This is a genomic window from Roseateles sp. GW821-FHT09G09 (assembly GCF_059415965.1).
Window position 1 is genome coordinate 99,328 of the sequence record NZ_JBWKOG010000010.1, and the last position, 21,091, is coordinate 120,418.

The window sequence follows — 21,091 nt, forward strand, 5'->3', positions numbered from 1 at the left end:
GCGCGCGGCTCATGAGATCGGGGTCGACGATGCCGCGGCGTGATCGGGGTTCGACGCCACGGCGTGATCGGAATTCGACGCCACGGCGTCGGCACTCCGCCCCGCGAGCCGCAGCCGGTGCAGCGCCGGCCAGCCGGCCCACGCCGACTCGATCCGCGCATCATGCGAGGCGATGATCAGGCACACGCCGTGCTCGACGACCGCGCGGCGCAGCAGCGCCAGCGTCGCTTCGCAGGCCTCGTCGTCGAGGTTGGCCGAGGGTTCGTCGGCGAGCACGAAGCGCGGCGCGCGCAGCAGCGCCCGCGCGAGCGCCACCCGCTGCGCCTGCCCCTGGCTGAGCGCATGCGGACGGCGCTCCTGGAGCGCGCCGATGCCGAGCTCGTCGAGCAAGGCCCGGATACGCGCGAGATCCGGCGCCAGGCCGGCCGCCACATAGGGCAGCGACAGGTTGTCGCGCACGCTGAGCGAGGGGCTGAGGTGCAAGCGCTGCGGCACGAAGCCGAGCCGCGCGCCGCGCCAGGCGTCCCGCGCGGCCGGCGCCAGCGCGCCCACGTCGACCTCCCCCATCGCCAGCCGTCCGCCCGACGGCGTCAGCAGGCCCGCCATCAGCGCGAGCAGCGTGCTCTTGCCGCTGCCGGACGCGCCGCGCAGCAGCAGATGACCGTCGGCGGGCAACGCGAAGTCCGGGAACCGGAGGTCGATCCCGGTGCCGGTGCCGGTGCTGGTCGCGCACGGACCATCGCCATCGCCCTTGACGTCCACTTCGCGCGCCTGGGGCCGGCCGCCGTAGCGATAGCGCAGCCCGTCGAGAACGACCCTCAACCCGCCGCCTCGTCCTTCAGCAGTTCCTTGAACTTCTTGGCGAACTTGTCGACCTTGGGCGCCACGACGAAGGCGCAGTAGCCCTGCTCCGGATGGTTGGCGAAGTAGTCCTGGTGATACGCCTCGGCGGGCCAGTAGTTCTCTTCGGGCTGGACCTCGGTGACGACCTTGCCGCCGTGGGCGCGCTGCGCCTCGTCGACGACCTGCCGGATCACGCCGAGCTGCTCGGGCCGCGTGTAGTAGATGCCGGACCGGTATTGGGTGCCGACGTCCGCCCCCTGGCGGTTCAGCGTCGTCGGATCGTGGATGGTGAAGAAGACCTGCAGCAGGTCCTCCAGGCTGACGACCTTCGTGTCGAAGCGCACCCGCACGACTTCGGCATGACCGGTGTTGCCGGCGCAGACCTGCTCGTAGTTCGGGCTGACGACCGGCCCGTTGGTGTAGCCGGACTCCACGCCGAGCACGCCCTTGACGCGCAGGAACACCGCCTCGGTGCACCAGAAGCAGCCGCCGCCGAGGGTGATGAGGTCCTCGCCGGGTGGGAGGTGGACAGGGTTCGGGGTGGTGGTCATGGCGGGTTCCTCGTGAATCGGTCGACCGGGTCACTTGTGGGCGGATCATCGGCGATCAAGACCGGGACGGCGCGCGTCCCGGGGGGCTCACTGTGCGCTCAGCGCCAGATCGACGCGCGGCGACCAGGCCTTGTCCTTGTCGGCACCGCGCTCGTCGTCCTTCGCATGCAGCTTCGGCGAGGCCAGGAACATGCGCGCGTTGGGCACGCCGCGTTCGAGCAGCGCGTCGCGCACCGCGACCGCGCGCTGCAGCGCCAGCTCGCGCAACTGCTCGTCGGTGACGGTGTAGCTGTCCATCAGCAGCTCGCGCATCTGCGCCGCCGGGATGTCCTTGGACAGCCCGATGACGTTGCGCGGCTTGTTGGGCAGCTTGGCGTTGTCGTAGACGAGCTTGAGCAGCCGCGCGCGCTGCGCGTCGTCGAGCACCACCGGTGCCGGCGCGGCGTCCGCCGACGTGCCAGACGTGCCAGACGTGCCCGACGTGCCCGACGTGCCCGAAGCGCCCGCAGATCCCGAGATGCCCGAGGCGCCCGACGCCGCCGGCGCGCCGACCGCCTGCGTGACCGACGCGCGCCGCAGTTCGCGGCGGCGCTCGGCGATCAGCGCGTCTTCCAGCCTCGCGCCTTGCGCCGCGCGGCGCTCGCCCTCGGGATCGACCCAGCCGGTGATGCTCAGTTGCAGCGCCGGCTTGTCGGCCAGCACCTTCGTCAACGGTTCGAGCTTCTTCGCCGCCTCCGGCTGCAGCGCCGCGGTGCCCGGCTGGAACGCCAGCTGGCTCATCTCGGCGCCGCCACCGCCGGACAGCAGCGAGAACGGCGCGGTCAACGCCTTGGTCAGCAGGTTGACGATCAGCTTCACCACCAGCCCGCCGACGCTGAACTCCGGATCGTTGAGCGAGCCCCTGACCGGCAGGTCGACGTCGATGACGCCGTCGCTGTCCTTGAGCAGGGCCACCGCCAGCTTGACCGGCAGCCGCGTCGCGGTCGGGCTGTCGATGCGGTCGCCGAAGGTCAGCTGGTTGAGCACGACCTTGTTGTCGGCCTCGAGGCGGCCGCCGGGCTCGATCTGGTAGTGGACCCGCGTGGACAGCTTGCCGCGTTCGATCGCGTAACCCGCGTACTTGCCGGCGTAGGGCGACAGCGGCGCGAGCTCGATGTCGGTCGCGCTGGCGGTGATGTCGAGCGCGAGCGGCGCGCCGCTCGGGTTCAACTGGCCGCTGATGTCGAGCAGCCCGGTGCCCTCGACCTTGCCCTTGAGCTGCAGCGGCGCCATCGCCGTCGAGCCCGCCGAGAACGCGCCCAGCGTCCCCGTCAGCTCGCTGAGGTTGGCGCTGTAGTTGGGCTTGATGAAGCGGTCGTTGAAATCGACCTTGCCGCCATTGACGCGGGTCTCGGCGATGCTGATGCGCAGCGGCGGATCGCCGGCGGCAGCCGATGCAGCCGATGCTGCAGGTGCTGCAGGTGCTGCAGGTGCTGCAGGTGCTGCAGGTGCTGCCGGCTCCGGCGGCGCGGTCGCGCGCGCCACCGTCGCCGCCACCGGCGCGGAGGCCGCCGGCGTGCCCGCCACGGCGGCCACCGCCTGGCCCTGCTCGGTCTGGTTCAGGTCGCGCAGGTTGAGGCGCCCCTGCTCATTGATGATCAGGCGCGCGTAGAACTCGTCCAGCACGGCCTGCTGGATCTTCACGTCCGGCGCGCCGCCGGGCGCCAGCGCCACCCGCAGCCCGCCCAGCTTCAGGCCTTGCCAGCTCAGCAGGTCCTCGGCCGACCGCCGCTTGCCCTCCTGCAGACGCGCCTGGCGCAGCCGCAGATCGGCAATCAGCAACTCGCCGCCGGCCCGCACCGACGGCCCCCGGGGGGTTTCCGTGAACTCGAAGCCGCCGCGCATCGAGCCTTCGGCGCGCTGCAGATGGATGCCGATGGACGGATCGAGGTAGGGATCGGCCCAGTGCAGCGGCAAGTGCTCCGCGCTCAGGCGTCCCGAGACCTTCAGCGGCGCCAGCGCCAGTTGGCCGTCCCAGCGGAACTTCGGCACCTCGCGCATATTCCGGCGCGTGGCGTCGGGGCGGCGCAGCGTGGCGCCCAGTTGCACCGGCAGCGGCTTGCGCAGCTGGCGGCCGTCCCAGTCGATGCCGGACACCTTCAGCATCAGCTCCTGCACGCCGATCGGCCGGGCGGGCTCGTCATCGAGCACATGCGTGGCCAGGTCGAGCAAGGTCGCCTCGCCGCCTTCCACGGCGATCTCGGCGATCTGCGCGGTCCACGGGGCGTCGTTGACGCGCGCGGGTGCCGGCGCTGTTGCGGTCACAGGACTTTGCAACACCTCGGGCACGTCCAGCGTCAAGCGATCGCCGCGCCCTTCGAGCCGGCGTTGGCGCGGCGTCGTCGCCGCAGTCGCCGCAGTCGCCGCAGTCGCCGCGGTCGCGGCGCCTTGCCCGCCCGTCGCATGCGACGGGGTCGAAGGTCCCGTCCAGGCGTCCCAACTCCACTTGCCGGCCTTGTCGCGGCCCAACTGCGCCTTCGGCGCCACCAGCGCCAGGCGGCCGGCGCTCAGCTTGCGGCTGTCGAGCGCGAGTTCCGCCTGGTCGAGGCTCAGTTGCTTCAGCGCCAGCACCGGGGTCCTGCCGTCGGCCAGTTGCACGTCGTCGAGGCTGAGCGCCTTCAGCGACAGCTTCAGGTCCTCGCCCGACGGCCCCGCCCGCACGGCGCCCTGCGTCGCGAAGCGGCCCTGCACCGACAGCGGCGTCGCCGCCTTCAGATACGGCGCGAAGCCGTCCAGCGCGAGGTCCTTCAACGCCCAGTCGAGGGCGATGCCCGCCGCGCCGACCTCACCCTTGCCGCTGAAGGCGGCTGGCGTCTTCGCGCCTTCAGGCGACAGCGTCGCGACGATCTGCACGGGCGCCGCCTTCGCGGCCAACGGCCAGTTCAGCCCGCTGCCCTTGATCGTCAGGCCGTCGATGTGCCACCGGGCCACGGGACGCAGCGTTTCGTCGGTCCAGCCGACGCGACCGCCTTCCAACGCGAGTTGCTGCACGCCGACGCGCCACGGCGCCGCGCCCTTGGCCGGTGTCTTCGCGGCGTCAGACGACGCGGTCCTTGGGGCCGCAGCGACGGTGTCCGACGTCGGTGTCGGCGCCGCCTTCCCGGCCGGCATCTCCGGCAGCCACAGTCGCCCTTGCGGGTCGCGGCCCATCAGCAGTTCCGGCTGCTTCAGGCTCACCGCGCCCAGCAGCACCTGCCGCTTCAGCGGCTGCACGTCTGCCAGGTCGACGGTCAGCGCCTGCCAGCGCAGCCAGTCCGCCCAGCCGCCGTCCGCTTTGCCGTCCGCTTGGCCGTCAGCTTCGCCGGCCGCACGACGCTGCAGCGACAGCTCACGCACCGAAGTCCTGCCGCTGAGCTTGACCTCCGGCGGCTGCTTCGGCGGTTGCTTGAAATCCAGCGTGAGTTGCGAATCGACGAAGCCCTTGGCCAGCCGCATCGGCAGTTCCTTGGGCCAGTAGGCGCGGTATGCGGACAGGTCCAGCGCGTCGAGCTTGACCGTCATGCTTGCGCTGCGGGTGTCCGCGAACGGCTGCGCCTGGCCCTCGCTCTGGAAACCGACGCCGTTCAGGCGCCCCGACAATCGCGGCTGCACGTGGACCTCGACGTCCGTATCCAGCGTCGACAGGAAGGGGATGCCCAGGTGGAGCGCCTGGAGCTCATGGACCATCCCGACCGTGCGGTCGTCCAGGCGGAACTCGCCGTCGGTCAGCTCGATGTTGTAGAGCGCGGCCTCGGCGGGCCCGTCGTCGGCAGTGGGCGGCGCCTTGGGCGCCGCGGCCAGCCTGGCGAGGACGTCGTCGAGGTCGGTCTTGCCGTCGGGGAGCAGCGCGACGCGCACCCGGGGTGCGTCCACCGTGAGCGACGACAGCACCGGCGCCAGGTGCCACAACGAGCGCGGCGACAGCACCGAGCGCACGCGCTGCACCTCGAACAGCGGCGGCGCGCCGGCCGTCGGTCCGGCAATCTTCAATCCGTCCAGCGTGAGCGCAAGCCGCCACGGCGTGAAGCTCGCCGCGCCCAAGGTGACAGTGCGTCCCAGCTGTTCGGACGCGATCCTGACGCCCGCCCGCTCGATCCACATCGGCAGCGCGATCCACGCGACCAGCAGCAGCGCGACGACGGACAGCGCCAGGCCGACGAGCACGCGCAGCGCGCGCCGGGGCCAGACCGGAAGAGCAGAGAAGAACACGAAGGGCAGCCGGCGAAACCCGGACGAGTCGTCAAGGAAGCTGATTATGCTGGCGGGCCTCAACGCCTGACACCGATCCCCGGCTCTCGATGAACGACCTGATACATGCGGTCGCAGCGTTCCTGCTGCCGCCCACCGGCGCCTTTCCGCTGCTGCTGCTCGCGTGGGGGCTGCGGCATCGCCGCCGCTGGCTCTCCGGCGCGCTGTTCGCGACCGGCCTGATCGCCGTCTGGGTTGGCAGCACCGAGCTCGGCGCGCTGTGGCTGCAGGACCGCCTGCTGGGGACGCAGCAGGCCGTGCGGGTCGAACGCCTGAAGGACGTTCCGGCGAAGGAAACGATCATCGTGGTGCTCGGCGGCGGTGCCCGCAAGCTGATGCCGGAGTACGGCGGCCCGCAGCTCAAGGCCCTGTCGATCGAGCGGCTGCGCTATGGGATCTGGCTGTCGAGACAGTCGGGCATCCCGCTCATGTTCACCGGCGGCACGCCCCGCGACGCGTCGGACGACCGGCTGACCGAGGCAGCCCTGGCCGAACGCACCGCGGCGCAGGAGTTCGGCTTCACGCTCGCGGCCAAGGAGGATCGCGCCACCGACACGCGCGAGAACGCGGCATTCACCGCCGAGCTGCTACGCGGGCAATCGATCCGCCGCGTCGTGCTGGTCACGCACGACGTGCACATGCGCCGGTCGCTCCGGGCCTTCCGCGACGCCCTGCCGCCCGAGGTGGAGGTGATTCCCGCGCCCCTGGGCCTCGCGCTGCCCGGGTTCGAATGGCGCGACCTGTTGCCGTCGCAGGAAGGCATCTCGCGGGCGCGCTACCTGGGCTACGAATGGTTGGGCTACGTCGGCGGTCATTGACGGCGGACATGGGCGGCGGACATTGACGGCGCCACAAAGAGAAACCCCCTCCGCGCCGGACGTGCCGGACGAGGAAGGGGTGGGCGGACCAGCCGCCTTTGGGGCTCCGCGGCGAATTGCCACAGGGCTCCTGGCGCGCAGAGACTGCGCCAGTGGAAGTGCCGGAAAGGCCCGACAACATTAGGTCGGCGCGCGGGCCCTTTCAAGCGGCCGCCCCCCGGGATCCGTAGTTTCCTAGCCCCCGAACAAACGCCGATAGAGATCCGCCGCACGGGCTTTCTGCTCGGCCGGCATCTCGATCACGCGGCCCCATTCGCGCGGCGTCTCTCCCGGCCACTTGTTGGTCGCGTCCAGGCCCATCTTCCCGCCCAGTCCGCTGACCGGCGAGGCGAAGTCCAGGTAGTCGATCGGCGTGCCCTCGACCAGCGTCGTGTCCCGCACCGGGTCCATGCGCGTCGTGATCGCCCAGATCACGTCCTGCCAGCTGCGGATGTCGACGTCCTCGTCCACGATCACGATGAACTTCGTGTACATGAACTGGCGCAGGTAGCTCCACAGGCCGAACATCAGCCGCTTGGCATGCCCCGGATAGGCCTTCTTGATCGAAATGACCGCCATCCGGTAGCTGCAGCCTTCCGGCGGCAGATAGAAGTCGACGATCTCAGGGAACTGCTTCTGCAGGATGGGGACGAACACCTCGTTCAGCGCCACGCCCAGGACCGCCGGTTCGTCGGGCGGCTTGCCGGTGTAGGTCGAGTGGTAGATGGCGCCGTCGCGCTGGGTGATCCGGTTGACCTCGAAGACGGGGAACCAGTCCTGCTCGTTGTAGTAACCGGTGTGATCGCCGTAGGGGCCTTCCAGCGCATGGAGGTAGCCGCCCTTCTCCTTGAGCGGGATGCCGTCCTCGCTGTGGCCGGTGAAGCCCGGCGCCGCCGGCGGGATGTGGCCCTCGAGCACGATCTCCGCCGTCGCCGGCACCTGCAGCATGCGGCCGGCCTCGCCGACGTTGGTGTCGGCGACCTCGGTCCGCGAGCCGCGCAGCAGGCCGGCGAACTGGAATTCGGACAGCGTGTCCGGCACCGGCGTCACCGCGCCGAGCGTGGTCGCCGGGTCGGCGCCGAGCGCCACGGCGATCGGGAACGGCTGTCCCGGATTCGCGATGCCGAAGTCGCGGAAATCCAGGGCACCTCCCCGATGCGCCAGCCAGCGCATGATCAGCTGTCGCTTGCCGATCAGCTGCTGTCTATAGATACCGAGGTTCTGACGCAGCCGCGGGTTCGCGATCTTCTGCGGCCCCCGCGTCACCACCAGGCCCCAGGTCAGCAGCGGTCCGACGTCGCCGGGCCAGCAGGTCTGGATCGGCAGCCGTTTCAAGTCGACGTCCGCGCCCTCGATCACCTGCTCCTGGCAGGCCGGCCGTTTCACCAGCGACGGTTTCATGTCCCACAGCGCCTTGGCCATCTGCGCCAGCTTGCCGACATCGCGCAGGCCGCGCGGCGGCTCCGGCTCCTTCAGCGTCGCCAGCAGCTGGCCGACCTCCCTCAACTGGGTGGTCGACTCGGCCCCCATGCCCAAGGCCACGCGCCGCGGCGTCCCGAACAGGTTGGCCAGCACCGGCATGCGGAAGCCGGTCGGCTGTTCGAACAGCAGCGCCGGGCCTTCCGCCTTGAGCACGAGGTCGCTCACCGCCGTCATCTCGAGCACGGGAGACACCGGCTCGGCCACGCGGCGGAGCTCGCCCATGGCCTCCAAAGCGCCCATAAAGTCACGCAGATCTCGGTACTTCATAACTCAAAGTAGTTAAGAACAAGGCCCATACGGTTGACGGGTTATTTTTGATCCATAGAATCGCGCCCTGCCCTGGCCCCCAGGGTTATCCCGGTCTTCGCTGTGGGACGCGAAGCCGGTGTGCTGCCAATGGACGCTGGATCGCCCGTCTGTCGCATCAAGAGCCCGGAGCCCTCTGAGAGCCCTCCGAGCCGTCGACGACGCCCGAGCCGGCCCATTATCACCACCCCCAGGTGGGTGTCCTGCGAGTGAACGCTTCGAGCGGCTCGCCAGACAAACACCGGGTGTGGTCGGAGAAAGGAGTCGCATGACAGCGCGTTCAGACCTGCTATCCCTGCCCCGCCAGGCGCAAGCCGCCCTGGTGCTTTTCGTCAAGGACATCGGCCAGGGCCTCCTGGTCGTCAGCCACAACACGCTCGCCCTGGTGGGCTTCGCCGTCGTCGCCGTCGGGCTGGTCTTCGCCAGCCAGGCCGACCTGCGCCAGCAACTGGAAGGCCAGGTGCTGGGCTGGCTCAACGCCCGCCACGAGGCGCGCGTCGAGGCCTCCGGCGACGTGCTCGCGCTGATGGCCGAGCCCGACGCGATCAGCCGCGCCACCGCGGTCGATCCGAAGGAGCTCACCCGCCAGCAGGCGCTGGTGGCCAACTACCTGGCGCGCCGTTACCGCGTGGCGCCGGAACCGGTCAGCCGCCTGGTGAAGGAAGCCTGGGACGTCGGCCAGCGCGCCCGCGTCGAGCCGACGCTGATCCTGTCCATCATGGCGATCGAGTCCGGATTCAACCCGTTCGCCCAGAGCGCCGTCGGCGCCCAGGGCCTGATGCAGGTGATGACGCGCGTCCACGACGACAAGTACGAGGCCTTCGGCGGCAACTTCGCCGCCTTCGACCCGGTCACCAACCTGCGGGTTGGCGTGCAGGTGCTGAAGGAGTGCATCCAGCGCGCCGGCAGCCTCGAGGAAGGCCTGCGCCGCTACGTGGGGGCCGCCAACCTGCCCGACGACACCGGCTACGCCTCGCGCGTGCTGGCCGAGCAGGACCTGCTCAAGGCCGTCGCCCAGGGCCGCAACGTCAGCCCGTCGGCGCCGCGTCCGGTCCGCGAGCCGGCGTCCGCGCCGACTCCTACCGGCGAACAGGTCGCGATGACGGCCGTGATGCGCTGATCGCTGCGCCGCGCCTTCCGCACAGTTCGGCAAGGGCCCGGCAAGGGCTTGACAACGGGTTCCCATCGGAACCCGTTCCTCATTGGGCGAAGCCTCCGTCCCGGCGCCCGTGGGAACAATGTCACGAGAAGACCGGCGCCCCTCGACGGTGCGGCTACACTGCGGGCTTCGCGCAACTGGCGATCAGGGCGCCCTGACCGGTGATCATTCCTTCACCGACGCAGGCGTCGCCCGAGGTGGGCCACCACCGGGAAGCGCGAACGGCCGGGGACGTCCCCGGTTGTCCGTGCCGTTCGCCTGGGCCGCCCTCGTTCCGTCCTCCGTCGCCGGATCGCCGTCCTTGCTGACCGGCGATCGCGCCGATGCGCTGCCGGGCGGGCGGCGCCAACCCTTGAGCCGACATCATCATGTTTGACCGCACCCAACAGACCCTCGCCAACGTCGATGCCGAAGTCTTCGCCGCCATCCAGCAGGAGACCCGGCGCCAGGAAGACCACATCGAGCTGATCGCCTCGGAGAACTACACCTCTCCGGCGGTGATGGAAGCCCAGGGCAGCCAGCTGACCAACAAGTACGCCGAGGGCTATCCCGGCAAGCGCTACTACGGCGGCTGCGAGTACGTGGACATCGTCGAGCAGCTGGCGATCGACCGCCTGAAGCAGCTCTTCGGCGCCGAGTTCGCCAACGTGCAGCCCAACAGCGGCTCGCAGGCCAACCAGGGCGTGTTCTTCGCGCTGCTGCAGCCCGGCGACACCATCATGGGCATGAGCCTGGCCGAAGGCGGTCACCTGACCCACGGCATGGCGCTCAACATGAGCGGCAAGTGGTTCAACGTCATCTCCTACGGCCTGGACGCCAAGGAAGCGATCGACTATGACGCGATGGAAGCGCTGGCGCGCGAGAAGAAGCCCAAGCTGATCATCGCGGGCGCCTCGGCGTACTCCCTGCACATCGACTTCGAGCGCTTCGGCAAGATCGCCAAGGAGATCGGCGCCTACTTCATGGTCGACATGGCCCACTACGCCGGCCTGATCGCCGCGGGCGTCTACCCGAACCCGCTGCCGCATGCCGACGTCGTCACCTCGACGACGCACAAGAGCCTGCGCGGCCCGCGCGGCGGCATCATCCTGACCAACGACGAGGCGATCGCCAAGAAGATCAACTCGGCGATCTTCCCCGGCATCCAGGGCGGCCCGCTGATGCACGTCATCGCCGGCAAGGCCGTGGCCTTCAAGGAAGCGCTGACGCCCGAGTTCAAGGCCTACCAGCAGCAGGTCGTCGCCAACGCCAAGGTGCTGGCCGACACGCTGATCGAGCGCGGCCTGCGCATCGTCTCCGGCGGCACGCAAAGCCACGTGATGCTGGTGGACCTGCGCCCGAAGAACCTGACCGGCAAGGAAGCCGAGGCCATCCTGGGCGCCGCCCACATGACCTGCAACAAGAACGGCATCCCGAACGATCCGCAGAAGCCGATGGTCACCAGCGGCGTCCGTCTGGGCACGCCGGCCATGACCACGCGCGGCTTCAAGGAGGAGCAGGTGCGCAAGACCGCCCACCTGATCGCCGACGTGCTGGACAACCCGCACGACGAGGCCAACCTGGCCCGCGTGCGCGAGCAGGTGGCCGAACTGACGCGTCAGTTCCCGGTCTACCGCTGAGCGGGGCCGGCGCCACATGCGTTGCCCGTTCTGCGGTCACGGCGACACGCAAGTGTCGGAGACCCGGGAGTCCGACGAAGGCGACGTGGTGCGTCGCCGCCGTCGCTGCCAGTCCTGTGACAAGCGCTTCACGACCTACGAACGCGCGGACATCGCGCTGCCGATGGTCGTGAAGAAGGACGGCACGCGCGCCGAGTTCGACATGGGCAAGCTGCGCGCGTCGATGACGCTGGCGCTGCGCAAGCGGCCGGTGAGCATCGAGCAGATCGACGCGGCGCTGGAGCGCATCCAGGAAAAGCTGCTCAGCACGGGCGTGCGCGAGATCCCGTCGACCAAGCTGGGCGAGCACGTGATGCGCGAGCTCAAGCGCATCGACAAGGTCGCGTACGTGCGCTTCGCGTCGGTGTACCGCTCGTTCGAGGACGTCGACGAGTTCCGGCAGTTGATCCGCGACATCTGAGACCGAGTTCGTCGGAGCACGCTCGGGGATCACGCGTCCTTCACGGACTTTTCAGGCGCATCCCCCATGCGTCCCCAGACATCCCCCAAAAGCCGGCCCCCTTCAGCGGGCCGGCGTTTCCCTCCTGAAGGCGAAGCGCAACGCAGGCCATCTCCCTAGAGTTCCCAGCAACTCTTCGGGAGATTTTCCTTGCAGCCCTCCGCCTCTCCAACGTCCTCGAGCTCTTCAAGCTCTTCGAGCTCTTCCAGCTCTTCAAGCGCTCCGAGCGCGCATCCGCCCTCCTGCGGCGCCCGTACCCGTGCCGGTGCCCGCGGCCTCAGCCTCATCGAGGCGATGGTCAGCATCGCGCTGGTGGCGCTCGTGGCCCTGCTTGCGGCCCCCGACCTGCGTGACTGGCTCTGGCGCCAGCGACTCGCGAATGCCGCGCAAGCGGTGCTCGGCGACCTGCAACTTGCCCGCAGCGAAGCCATCCAGGGCGCGCGCAATGTGATCCTGCGATTCGGCGGCGATGAGTCCGCCGTCGCGGGCAGCGGACGCTGCTATGTGCTGCACACCGGCGCCGTCGGCGGCTGCGACTGCCACGTGGACGCGCCACCCACTTGCCGTGCCGACGCCCAGGCGATCAAGCAGGTGCGCTGGGTGCGCGAGCGGGGCCAGGCGGAGGTCACGTCCAACGTGCCGTCGATGCTGTTCAGCGGCCGCCAGGGAACCGTGTCGGTCAGCGGCACGATCGATGTGCGCGTGAGCGGCATCGGCTCGGTCCACCACATCGTCAGCATCACCGGCCGCGTGCGCAGCTGCACACCCGACGGCGCGCTGAGCCGCCTGCCGAGGTGCGCATGACGACGCGTCCGATCCCCACCCCGCCCCCGATCCCGATCCCGATGCCGTCCGCCCGCCGGCCCGCGGTACCCATCTGCCCGACGCAGAGGCACGGGACGCCCCGCGGCTTCTCGCTGATCGAGGCCCTGACCGTGCTGGCGATCGTGGCCGTGCTGGCCGCCTTGACCTTGCCCGGCTTCCGGGACCAGGTCATCAAGGGCCGCCGTGCCGAGGCGCGCGAAGCGCTGCAGGCCATCCAGCTCGCACAGGAGCGTTTCCGCTCCCGCGGTCCCCGCTACGCCGACCGCCTGGAGGACCTGGGGCAAGCGGCGACGACGCAGGGCGGGCTCTATCGCCTGCGCATCGCCCAGGCCGACGCCACGCGCTACCAGCTCGAGGCCACGGCGCAAGGCGCGCAATCCGCCGACCGCCGGTGCCGGGTGTTGACGCTCCGGCAGGAACTTGGCGCCACGTCCACGACCGGGTTCGACGACCAGGGCGCCGAGCAGACCGACACCTGCTGGCCGCGATGATGGAGAAGACACCATGAAATACCGTTCACGGGGCTTCACCCTGGTCGAGTTCATGATCGGTCTGACGATCGGGCTCCTGCTGTTGGCGGGCGCCTTCTCGATGGCCGGCGTCCAGCTGGGGGAACATCGCCGGCTGATGCTGGAACTGCAGGTCCAGCAGGAACTGCGCGCCACGGCCGAGCTCATGCTGCGCGACCTCCGGCGCGCGGCGTTCTGGGACAAGGCGCAGGACGGGGTCTGGCAGGACGACCCGGACGCGCCGGTCCGCAACCCCTACGCCGATCTCCTCGTGGAGGACTCGGGACGCTGGGTGACCTACAGCTTCGCCCGGGACGGGAGCGCTTCCGGCGGCGCGAGCGTGCGCGAGACCTCGGGCTTCCGCCTGAGCGACGGCCGCATCGACCAGTTGATCGCCGGCCGCTACCAGCCCGTGACCGATCCCGATCTGCTGCGCGTGCGTGAGCTCCAGGTGCAGCTGGCATCGCAAGGGCATGCCTTGGACGATGCCTGCGCCGCGGGCTGTGCCTCCGGCGGTGCGGCGAGCTGCACGCCGAACCTGTCCACGCGCCTGGTGACCCTGACCGTCGATGCGGAGGCCGTGCACGATCCGCGCGTCAAGCACCGCCTCGAACTGATCAGCCAGTTGCACAACCACGCGCTGTCGGGAGACTGCCCATGATCCGGCGCGAGGAACGAGGACTGGGCACGCTGGCGATGTGTGTCGTGCTGCTGGGCGTGCTGGCGCTTGGCGCCTCCTGGGCGGTGCGTCAACTGGTGACGGCGCAGCGGGTGTCCGCCAATGATCTCCGGGCGGCCACGGCGGCGGAGGCCGCGGAGGCCGGCACGGCCTGGGCGGTCGCCATGCTCAACGGCGGCGCCATCGACGACGCCTGCCGACCCGCGACGGTGCGAGCGGTGGGCGGCGTCACGACGCCCTCGGACTTCCGCAGCCGCTACCTGTCGATCGGCGCAGACGGCCACTATCACGCGCAAGGAACGCCGCCCGCCTCTGCCGCGCCGACAGCGCCGACCGCAACGGCCGCCGCGGCTGCCGCGGCCCCGCCCGCCTGCGCGAACTCGGGGCCGCTGCGATGGGCCTGCCACTGCTCGGCCACCGGCGAGCTCGTCACGGCGCCTCGCGCCGATGGCGAGGCGCAGCCGCAGTTCAGCATCCGCTTCGTCGACGCGGGCGGATCGGGACAGTTGAAGCTCATCGTGCGCGGCTGCAGCGATGTCCGGACGGACTGCGACGACCTCTCCGGCGGACCGATCGGCGTGGCCGAGACCGCCCAGCAACTCGCGCTGCTCAGCGCCCTGCGCCTGCCGCCGCCGTCGGCCCTGGTCGAGGGGCCGGGCAGCTTCCTGCGGGTCTTCGGTTATCCGCCAACCCGCTACCGCGACCAACCTGCCATCGTGCGACTGCGCTGCGCCGGCGATTGCAGCGCGCCGCTGGCCCAGGCCCTGGCGCGCGGACGGCGTCTGATCTGGATCGACGGCGACGCGCAGTTGTCCCAGTGGCCGGCGTCGGCGCTCGACGGTTCGCCGCTGGTGCTGATCGTCGACGGACGGCTGGAACTCCTCGCGCCCGGTCATCCGCAAGGCGTGCTCTACGCCCGCGACGGTGTCGACTGGCATCCGCCCGCGGGCCAGTCCACCTCGTTGCGCGGGGCGGTGGTCAGCGACGCCCGGGTGGACAAGGCCGGCTCGGTCGAACTCATCCACGACGCCGCCGTCCTTTATCGCATCCATCGCCAGATGGGCAGCTTCCTGCCGGTACCCGGCGGATGGACACCGGCACGATGACAACATCCCGCGGCTTCACCCTCATCGAGGCGCTGGTCGTGCTCGTGCTGCTGTCGATCGGCGCGGTCGCGCTCATGACACTGCAGGTCCGGCTGCGCGTGGCGGCCGACGAAGCGCGCCACCACGATCAGGCCCTGCGCCTCGCCCACAATGAACTCGAGCGCTGGCGCTGGCAGCCGGACGCCCCCTCCCCCGCGATGTCCTGGGAAGGTCCCGACATCGAGTTCTCCATCGCAGGCGGTTCAGCGCTCGCGGCCGACGCATTGGGTCGGGGCGACACGGGCGAGCAGGACGCCGGGTTCATGCCCCCGCCGCTGCGGCCCGTGCGCCTGCGCGTGCAGTGGACCGACCGCACCGGCCGCTCCCGGTCGGTCACGCTGGAGAGCCTGCTCCCCCTCACCGATCCGGCCCTCTCGGGGGTGCTGCAGCTGCCTCCGGGATCGCGCCGCTAGACTTCCCGCCATGCAAGAAGTCCGCCCCCCTGATTTGCCGCGCGACGACCGCTGGATGGCCGAGGCCGTGCGCCTCGCCCAGGACGCGGTCGGCCTGACCGATCCCAACCCCCGTGTCGGCTGCGTGATCGTCGACCGGGAGGAGCAGGTGCTCGGCCAGGGACACACGCAGGCCGCCGGGCAGGCGCACGCCGAGATCATGGCCCTGCGCGACGCGCAGGCGCGGGGTCAGGACGTGCGCGGCGCCACCGCCTATGTGACCCTGGAGCCCTGCGCCCACCACGGCCGGACGCCGCCCTGCTGCGACGCGCTCATCGCGGCCGGCCTCGGACGGGTCGTGGTGGCGCTCGGCGATCCCAACCCGCAAGTCGCCGGTCAGGGTCTCGCACGGATGCGGGCCGCCGGAATATCGACCGAGGTCCTGCCGCCCGACCATGCTTGCGCCATCGAGGCGCGGGAGCTCAACATCGGTTTCCTGACCCGGATGCAGCACGGACTTCCCTTCGTGCGGATGAAGATCGCCGCGTCCCTGGACGGGCGGACCGCGCTCTCGAACGGCGTGAGCCAGTGGATCACCGGCCCCGAGGCCCGCCGCGACGGCCACGCCTGGCGCCGTCGCGCCGGCGCGGTGCTGACCGGCATCGGCACCGCGCGCGAGGACGATCCGCGCCTGGACGTCCGCGACGTTCACACCGTGCTGCAGCCGCAACGCGTGCTGATCGACTCCCGCCTGGAGCTGTCGCCAGCTGCGCGGCTGCTGGCGCCGCCCGGATCCCTGCTGATCTATCACGCCCTGGCCGAACCGGGCGAACGCGGTGCCGCGCTGGCGGCCCGCGGCGCGGAACTGGTGTCCGTCCCCGATCCGGTCAGAGGCAAGGTCGACCTGGCCGCGGCCATCCGCGACCTCGGCCGACGCCAGATCAACGAGCTGCACATCGAGGCCGGCTACAAGCTCAACGGGTCGCTGCTGCGCGCGGGGCTGATCGACGAGCTGCTGATCTACCTGGCGCCGATGCTGCTGGGCGAAGGCCGAGGGATGGTCGACCTGGGCGGGCTGACGGCGCTCGACGGGGCGCCGCGCTTCCAGCGGGTCGACTGCCAGTCCGTCGGGGGCGATCTCCGACTTCGCCTGCGGCCCGTCGCCGTGTAGCGTCCCAGGAACCCCGCGACCCGGGCGACCGGGCCGCCCCGCCTACAATCGCACCCATGCCTATTTCACCGATTCCCGAGCTGGTCGCCGAGCTGGCGGCTGGCCGCATGGTCATCCTCGTCGACGAAGAGGACCGCGAGAACGAGGGGGACCTCGTCCTCGCCGCCGACCACGTCACGCCGGAGGCGATCAACTTCATGGCCAAGCATGGCCGTGGCCTGATCTGCCTGACCCTGACCCGAGAGCGCTGCGAACAGCTGCAGCTGCCGCCGATGGCCACCCGCAACGGCACCAAGCACGGCACGGCGTTCACCGTGTCGATCGAGGCGGCCACGGGCGTCACCACCGGCATCTCCGCCGCCGACCGCGCGCGCACCGTGCAGGCGGCGGTCGCCAAGGGCGCGGTCGCGGCCGACCTGGTCCAGCCGGGCCACATCTTCCCGCTGCAGGCGCAGGACGGCGGCGTGCTCATGCGCGCCGGCCACACCGAGGCCGGCTGCGACCTGTCGCGCATGGCGGGCCTGACGCCCGCCGGCGTGATCTGCGAGATCATGAACGACGACGGCACGATGGCGCGTCTGCCGGACCTGGAGATCTTCGCCAAGGAACACGGCCTGAAGATCGGCACCATTGCCGACCTGATCGAGTACCGCAGCCGCAACGAATCGATCGTGCAGCGCATCGCGCAGCGTCCGCTGGACACGCGCGAAGGCCGCTTCGACTGTCACGTCTTCCGCGACCGCTCGAACAACGTCCACATGGCGCTGGTGCTCGGTGAATGGCAGCCTGACCAGGAGGTGCTGGTGCGCGTGCACGAGCCTTTCTCGGCGATGGACCTGCTGGATGCCGGCCGCTGCGGCCACAGCTGGCCGCTGCCGCAGGCGCTGGCGGCGATCCAGCAGGCAGGCGCCGGCGTGGCGGTGCTGCTCAATTGCGGCGAGGACGCGGATGCGATGCTGGCTCGGCTGCAGCCGAGCGCCTCGGAAGACGCCCGCCAGACCATGGACCTGCGCACCTACGGCGTCGGCGCGCAGATCCTGCGCGAACTCGGCGTGCAGCGGATGCAGCTGCTGGGCAGCCCGCGCCGCATGCCGAGCATGACCGGCTACGGGCTGGAGGTGACCGGCTTCCAGGCCGCCCAGGTCGGCGCCAACGACAAGAATTGCTGAGGACCGCATGCAAGGATCTGACAAGGGTCAATCGACCCGACTGGACGGACGCGGCTTGCGCGTCGGCGTCGTGCAGGCGCGATTCAACGACGAACTGACGACGGCGCTGGCCAAGGCCTGCCTGGGCGAACTGGCGCGACTGGGCGTCCAGGACGCCGACATCCGCCATGTGACCGTGCCGGGCGCGCTGGAAGTGCCGGTGGCGCTGCAGGCCATGGCCGAGAGCGGCAGGTTCGACGCGCTCGTGGCGCTGGGCTGCATCATCCGGGGTGAGACCTACCACTTCGAGCTGGTCGCCAACGAGAGCGGCGCCGGCGTGACGCGCCTGACGCTCGACTACCGCGTGCCGATCGCCAACGCGATCCTGACGGTCGAGAACGAGGAACAGGCCTGGGCGCGGGCCGAAGACAAAGGCCGCGATGCCGGGACCGTTGCCGTCGAGATGGCACAGCTGCTGAAAGAACTCAAGTGAACACGAACGACAACTCTCCCGCCGGCAAGCCCGCTCCCAAGAGCGGCGGCAATTCAGGCGGCAAGCCGGCCGCCAAGAAGGCGCCGGCCAAGTCGGCCCGCCGCCGTTCGCGCGAGCACGCGCTGCAAGGCATCTACCAGTGGCTGGTGACCGGCGACGATCTGGGCGTGATCGACGCGCACACCCGGGAGCAGGAAGGCTTCGAGAAGGCCGACCGCGGTCACTACGACAAGCTGTTCAACGGCGCCATCGAAGAGGCGGCGGATCTGGACGCGGTGCTGGCCCGTCATGCGGACCGCAAGACGACCGAGCTGTCCCCGATCGAACACGCGATCCTGATGATCGGCGCGTACGAGCTGAAGAACTGCATCGACATCCCGTACAAGGTGGCGATCAACGAGGCCGTCGAACTGGCCAAGTCCTTCGGCGGCACGGACGGCCACAAGTACGTCAACGGCGTGCTGGACCGCGCCGCGATCGACCTGCGTCCCGTCGAGGTCAAGTCCGTCCGCGGCAACTGATCTCCACACGGATCGAGGCCGACGCCCCTCCCGCGTGGGAGGCGTCGGCCTTTTTCATTGGCGCGGATTCCCTGCCGGCCGCGAGAACCGAGCACCGCGCTACGTCGCGCGCCCTCGCCACACGCTCACCAGCCCCGCGACCAGCGCGAAACCCGCGGCCATGCCCAGGCCCGCATGCGACGCCCGTGACGCCGGCAGCCACGTGAACAGCAGCCCCATCAGCAGGCTGCCCAGCGTCTGACCAGTGAGGCGTGCCACGCCTTGCGCGCCGCCGGCCGCGCCGCTGCGCTCCTTCGGCGCGGACAGCAGCATGTTGCGGTTGTTGGGCGTCTGGAAGAAGCCGAATCCCAGCCCCGCCAACGCGGTGAAGACGATCAGCGGCGGCCGGGGATCGGCCTGCAGCGGCCAGGCCGCGCAGAGCGCGAGCCCCGTGGCGAGACAACCCGCCCCGGCCGCGCAAAGCCAGGCCGTCGGCAAGCGGTCGGCCAGTCGACCGGACAAGGGCGCGGCCAGCATCACCGCCAGCGGCCACGGCGTCATCAGCAGGCCGGTCGCGAGCACGCTCAGTCCCAGCACGTGGTGCATGTAGAACGGCAGTGCGACGTAACTCGCCATCTGCCCGGTGAAGCAGCACACCGACGCGATGATGGACATCCGGAACGACGGCGAGCGCAGCAGGTCCAGCGGAATCAGCGGCGCCGCGCGCGGCAGTTCGCGACGGACCAGCAGCGCGCCGCAGACGACTGCGGCCACCAGCAGCGCGCCCCCTTCCAGCGGACGTGCCAGGACTTGATCGCCGCCGAGGACGAAGGCCGCGAACATGCCGGCATTCAGGGCGACGCTCACGACGTCCAGCGGACGCCGCGTGCCGGGCGTGCCCGGCAATCCGCGCGCGGCGATCAGCACCAGCAGGCCGACCGGCAGGTTCACCGCGAACAGCCACGGCCAGCCGGCCACCGACAGGATCGCCGCGCCGATGGCGGGGCCGGCCGCGGACGCGCCCGCGACCGCCAGCGCGTTGTACGCGATGGCCTGACCGAGCAGCCGCTTCGGATAGGTGAACCGCAGCAGCGCCAGGCCCAGCGGCATCACCGCCGCGCTGCCCAGGCCTTGCAGGCATCGCCCGGCCACCAGCCACCCCAGCGAGGGCGCCAGCGCGCACAGCCCGGACGCCGCGGTGAACAGCGAGACGCCGGCGACGAAGACCCGCCGGTAACCGAGCCGCTCGCCCAGCGCCGAGGCCGGCAGCAGGAACATCACCACGGCCAGCTGATAGGCCGTCGCGACCCAGATGGCATCGGCGGGCGAGCTCCGCAAGGTCTGCGCGATGTTGGGCAGCGCGACGTTGGCGATCGCGCCGTCCAGCACCACGAGCGCGATCGCGCCGAGGAGCGCCGCGACCGCCGCGTGACGGCGAGGCAGCGGCACGCCGTCGGTATCGATGTCGCCCTGGGTATCGCCGGGGGTGTCGGCGTGGGTGTCGGCGTGGAGGTGGGACTTGGAGGAGGACGAACCGGACAAGGTGGCGGACATCGGGGCGGCGGCTCGAAAGAGAGGCGTCCAGCATAGGAGCTGCCCGGCGACGCGACCAGCGCGCGGGACGCAGGGAGTCCCTGCACGCGACGCCATCCGCACTGCGCGCGCGCGTGCTAGCGTGCCGCGATGGCCGACGACATCGATCTCAACCTGCTCACCGCGCTCGACGCCCTGCTCGCCGAAGGCAGCGTGGCGAAGGCCGCCGAGCGCCTGCGGCTCAGCGAATCCGCGATGAGCCGCACGCTGGCGCGACTGCGCGCGGCCACCGGCGATCCGCTGCTCGTGCGCGCCGGCCGCACGATGGTGCCGACACCGCACGCACTCGCGCTGCGCGACCAGGTCCGGGAGCTCGCCCAGGGCGCGCGCGCCGTGCTGCAGCCTGCCGGCGCCGGCTGGGACCTGCGACGGCTTCAACGGACCTTCACGCTGCGGGCGAATGATGGCTTCATCGAGGCCTTCGCACCGGCGCTGGTCGCCCGCGCGGCGGATGAAGCGCCCGGCGTGTGCCTGCGTTTCGCCCCCAAGCCCGACAAGGACGTCCGCCCGCTGCGCGAGGGCCTGATCGATCTGGACATCGGCGTCCTCGGCGCGTCCGGCCCCGAAGTCCGCATCCAGGCGCTCTATCGCGACCATTTCGTCGCCGCGGTGCGCGCGGGCCATGCGCTGCTCGACGGGCAGGAACCCGATGCAGCGCGTCATCTGGCTGGTTACTTGGCTCGTTATGCGGCCTGCGCTCACGTGGTCACGTCGCGACGAGGCCGTCGCGCAGGCCCGGTGGACGAAGCGCTCGCCGCACGCGGGCTGGAACGTCGGGTCGCGGTCGTCGTGCCGAGTTTCCGCGCGGCGCTGTCGATCGCGGCCGCGACGGACCTGGTGGCGCTGGTGCCGTCGACCTTCTTCCGTCCGGAGCTGGCCCACGGCGCGCTGCGCGCGATCCCGCTGCCCGTGCCGACCGACCCCATCACCGTGTCCCAGATGTGGCACCCGCGTCAGGACAAGGATCCGGGGCACCAGTGGCTGCGTGGCCTGGTGTTCGAGCTGTGCCGATCGCTGGCACCGACCTGACGGCGTGCGACCGCCGCAGACGTGA

The 21,091-nt window shown here is 70.7% G+C and carries 19 protein-coding genes; 14 read left to right on the top strand and 5 right to left on the bottom strand.

All coding sequences use genetic code 11. The features are described from left to right. Window positions 1-9: 9 nt before the first annotated feature. The 3 genes from AC07O8_RS23855 to AC07O8_RS23865 form a co-directional block, all read right to left on the bottom strand. Window positions 10-822 (bottom strand): ABC transporter ATP-binding protein, encoded by an 813-nt coding sequence (locus AC07O8_RS23855; protein WP_495050420.1) that lies wholly within the window; start codon window positions 820-822, stop codon window positions 10-12. After that, window positions 819-1,394, bottom strand: coding sequence for a peptide-methionine (S)-S-oxide reductase MsrA (gene msrA, locus AC07O8_RS23860; RefSeq protein WP_495050421.1), 576 nt, complete (start codon window positions 1,392-1,394; stop codon window positions 819-821). Before msrA ends, AC07O8_RS23855 begins: the two co-directional genes overlap by 4 nt. An 87-nt stretch (window positions 1,395-1,481) precedes the next feature. Further along, on the bottom strand, window positions 1,482-5,621 hold the full coding sequence (locus AC07O8_RS23865) for a DUF748 domain-containing protein (RefSeq protein WP_495050422.1): 4,140 nt from the start codon (window positions 5,619-5,621) through the stop codon (window positions 1,482-1,484). An 89-nt stretch (window positions 5,622-5,710) separates the two neighbouring features. Here AC07O8_RS23865 and AC07O8_RS23870 point away from each other — a divergent pair, with 89 nt between their 5' ends. Then, window positions 5,711-6,478: a YdcF family protein gene (locus AC07O8_RS23870; protein ID WP_495050423.1), complete on the top strand. Its 768-nt coding sequence runs from the start codon at window positions 5,711-5,713 to the stop codon at window positions 6,476-6,478. A gap of 234 nt (window positions 6,479-6,712) precedes the next feature. On the opposite strand, the gene AC07O8_RS23875 is transcribed toward AC07O8_RS23870, so the two are convergent. After that, window positions 6,713-8,266, bottom strand: a complete 1,554-nt coding sequence (locus AC07O8_RS23875) for a UbiD family decarboxylase domain-containing protein (protein WP_495050424.1) — start codon at window positions 8,264-8,266, stop codon at window positions 6,713-6,715. 307 nt (window positions 8,267-8,573) lie between these two features. Here AC07O8_RS23875 and AC07O8_RS23880 point away from each other — a divergent pair, with 307 nt between their 5' ends. The 12 genes from AC07O8_RS23880 (at window position 8,574) to nusB (ending at window position 18,465) form a co-directional block, all read left to right on the top strand. Next, window positions 8,574-9,425, top strand: a complete 852-nt coding sequence (locus AC07O8_RS23880; RefSeq protein WP_431257715.1) for a lytic transglycosylase domain-containing protein — start codon at window positions 8,574-8,576, stop codon at window positions 9,423-9,425. A 407-nt stretch (window positions 9,426-9,832) separates the two neighbouring features. Continuing rightward, a complete protein-coding gene (gene glyA / locus AC07O8_RS23885; protein ID WP_495050425.1) occupies window positions 9,833-11,083 on the top strand; it encodes a serine hydroxymethyltransferase in 1,251 nt (416 codons plus the stop codon). Window positions 11,084-11,099: 16 nt separating this feature from the next. Next, entirely contained in the window at window positions 11,100-11,543 is a 444-nt protein-coding gene (gene nrdR, locus AC07O8_RS23890; RefSeq protein ID WP_067271194.1) for a transcriptional regulator NrdR, read from the top strand. 189 nt (window positions 11,544-11,732) lie between these two features. After that, window positions 11,733-12,386: a GspH/FimT family pseudopilin gene (locus AC07O8_RS23895; protein WP_495050426.1), complete on the top strand. Its 654-nt coding sequence runs from the start codon at window positions 11,733-11,735 to the stop codon at window positions 12,384-12,386. Next, the gene (locus AC07O8_RS23900; protein WP_495050427.1) at window positions 12,383-12,898 is read left to right on the top strand and encodes a type IV pilin protein; all 516 of its coding nucleotides are present in this window, start codon (window positions 12,383-12,385) and stop codon (window positions 12,896-12,898) included. The genes AC07O8_RS23895 and AC07O8_RS23900 overlap by 4 nt, the downstream gene beginning before the upstream one ends. A gap of 13 nt (window positions 12,899-12,911) precedes the next feature. Continuing rightward, window positions 12,912-13,577, top strand: coding sequence for a PilW family protein (locus AC07O8_RS23905; RefSeq protein ID WP_495050428.1), 666 nt, complete (start codon window positions 12,912-12,914; stop codon window positions 13,575-13,577). Beyond that, on the top strand, window positions 13,574-14,701 hold the full coding sequence (locus AC07O8_RS23910; RefSeq protein ID WP_495050429.1) for a hypothetical protein: 1,128 nt from the start codon (window positions 13,574-13,576) through the stop codon (window positions 14,699-14,701). Before AC07O8_RS23905 ends, AC07O8_RS23910 begins: the two co-directional genes overlap by 4 nt. Further along, entirely contained in the window at window positions 14,698-15,153 is a 456-nt protein-coding gene (locus tag AC07O8_RS23915) for a type IV pilus modification PilV family protein (protein ID WP_495050430.1), read from the top strand. The genes AC07O8_RS23910 and AC07O8_RS23915 overlap by 4 nt, the downstream gene beginning before the upstream one ends. Before the next feature lie 10 nt (window positions 15,154-15,163). Beyond that, window positions 15,164-16,303 (top strand): bifunctional diaminohydroxyphosphoribosylaminopyrimidine deaminase/5-amino-6-(5-phosphoribosylamino)uracil reductase RibD, encoded by a 1,140-nt coding sequence (ribD, locus tag AC07O8_RS23920; protein ID WP_495050431.1) that lies wholly within the window; start codon window positions 15,164-15,166, stop codon window positions 16,301-16,303. 56 nt (window positions 16,304-16,359) lie between these two features. Next, window positions 16,360-17,472 (top strand): bifunctional 3,4-dihydroxy-2-butanone-4-phosphate synthase/GTP cyclohydrolase II, encoded by a 1,113-nt coding sequence (gene ribBA, locus AC07O8_RS23925; RefSeq protein WP_495050432.1) that lies wholly within the window; start codon window positions 16,360-16,362, stop codon window positions 17,470-17,472. A gap of 7 nt (window positions 17,473-17,479) precedes the next feature. Next, complete coding sequence (gene ribH, locus AC07O8_RS23930; RefSeq protein WP_495050433.1) at window positions 17,480-17,944, top strand: 6,7-dimethyl-8-ribityllumazine synthase; 465 nt, start codon at window positions 17,480-17,482, stop codon at window positions 17,942-17,944. Continuing rightward, window positions 17,941-18,465: a transcription antitermination factor NusB gene (gene nusB, locus AC07O8_RS23935; protein WP_495050434.1), complete on the top strand. Its 525-nt coding sequence runs from the start codon at window positions 17,941-17,943 to the stop codon at window positions 18,463-18,465. The genes ribH and nusB overlap by 4 nt, the downstream gene beginning before the upstream one ends. 99 nt (window positions 18,466-18,564) lie before the next feature. On the opposite strand, the gene AC07O8_RS23940 is transcribed toward nusB, so the two are convergent. Further along, window positions 18,565-19,998 carry an MFS transporter gene (locus AC07O8_RS23940; protein ID WP_495050435.1) on the bottom strand — a complete coding sequence of 478 codons (1,434 nt, stop codon included), beginning with the start codon at window positions 19,996-19,998 and terminating at the stop codon, window positions 18,565-18,567. A 129-nt stretch (window positions 19,999-20,127) separates the two neighbouring features. Between AC07O8_RS23940 and AC07O8_RS23945 the strand changes: the two genes are divergently transcribed. Then, on the top strand, window positions 20,128-21,066 hold the full coding sequence (locus AC07O8_RS23945) for a LysR family transcriptional regulator (protein WP_495050436.1): 939 nt from the start codon (window positions 20,128-20,130) through the stop codon (window positions 21,064-21,066). Window positions 21,067-21,091: the final 25 nt, after the last annotated feature.

Bases quoted from the DNA above. Each gene is read 5' to 3' on its own strand.
- ribH (WP_495050433.1), top strand. From the start codon at position 17,480: ATGCAAGGATCTGACAAGGGTCAATCGACCCGACTGGACGGACGCGGC.
- AC07O8_RS23880 (WP_431257715.1), top strand. From the start codon at position 8,574: ATGACAGCGCGTTCAGACCTGCTATCCCTGCCCCGCCAGGCGCAAGCC.
- AC07O8_RS23905 (WP_495050428.1), top strand. From the start codon at position 12,912: ATGAAATACCGTTCACGGGGCTTCACCCTGGTCGAGTTCATGATCGGT.
- AC07O8_RS23875 (WP_495050424.1), bottom strand. From the start codon at position 8,266: ATGAAGTACCGAGATCTGCGTGACTTTATGGGCGCTTTGGAGGCCATG.
- AC07O8_RS23945 (WP_495050436.1), top strand. From the start codon at position 20,128: ATGGCCGACGACATCGATCTCAACCTGCTCACCGCGCTCGACGCCCTG.
- AC07O8_RS23915 (WP_495050430.1), top strand. From the start codon at position 14,698: ATGACAACATCCCGCGGCTTCACCCTCATCGAGGCGCTGGTCGTGCTC.
- AC07O8_RS23940 (WP_495050435.1), bottom strand. From the start codon at position 19,998: ATGTCCGCCACCTTGTCCGGTTCGTCCTCCTCCAAGTCCCACCTCCAC.
- AC07O8_RS23900 (WP_495050427.1), top strand. From the start codon at position 12,383: ATGACGACGCGTCCGATCCCCACCCCGCCCCCGATCCCGATCCCGATG.
- glyA (WP_495050425.1), top strand. From the start codon at position 9,833: ATGTTTGACCGCACCCAACAGACCCTCGCCAACGTCGATGCCGAAGTC.
- nrdR (WP_067271194.1), top strand. From the start codon at position 11,100: ATGCGTTGCCCGTTCTGCGGTCACGGCGACACGCAAGTGTCGGAGACC.
- AC07O8_RS23910 (WP_495050429.1), top strand. From the start codon at position 13,574: ATGATCCGGCGCGAGGAACGAGGACTGGGCACGCTGGCGATGTGTGTC.
- msrA (WP_495050421.1), bottom strand. From the start codon at position 1,394: ATGACCACCACCCCGAACCCTGTCCACCTCCCACCCGGCGAGGACCTC.
- ribBA (WP_495050432.1), top strand. From the start codon at position 16,360: ATGCCTATTTCACCGATTCCCGAGCTGGTCGCCGAGCTGGCGGCTGGC.
- AC07O8_RS23870 (WP_495050423.1), top strand. From the start codon at position 5,711: ATGAACGACCTGATACATGCGGTCGCAGCGTTCCTGCTGCCGCCCACC.
- ribD (WP_495050431.1), top strand. From the start codon at position 15,164: ATGCAAGAAGTCCGCCCCCCTGATTTGCCGCGCGACGACCGCTGGATG.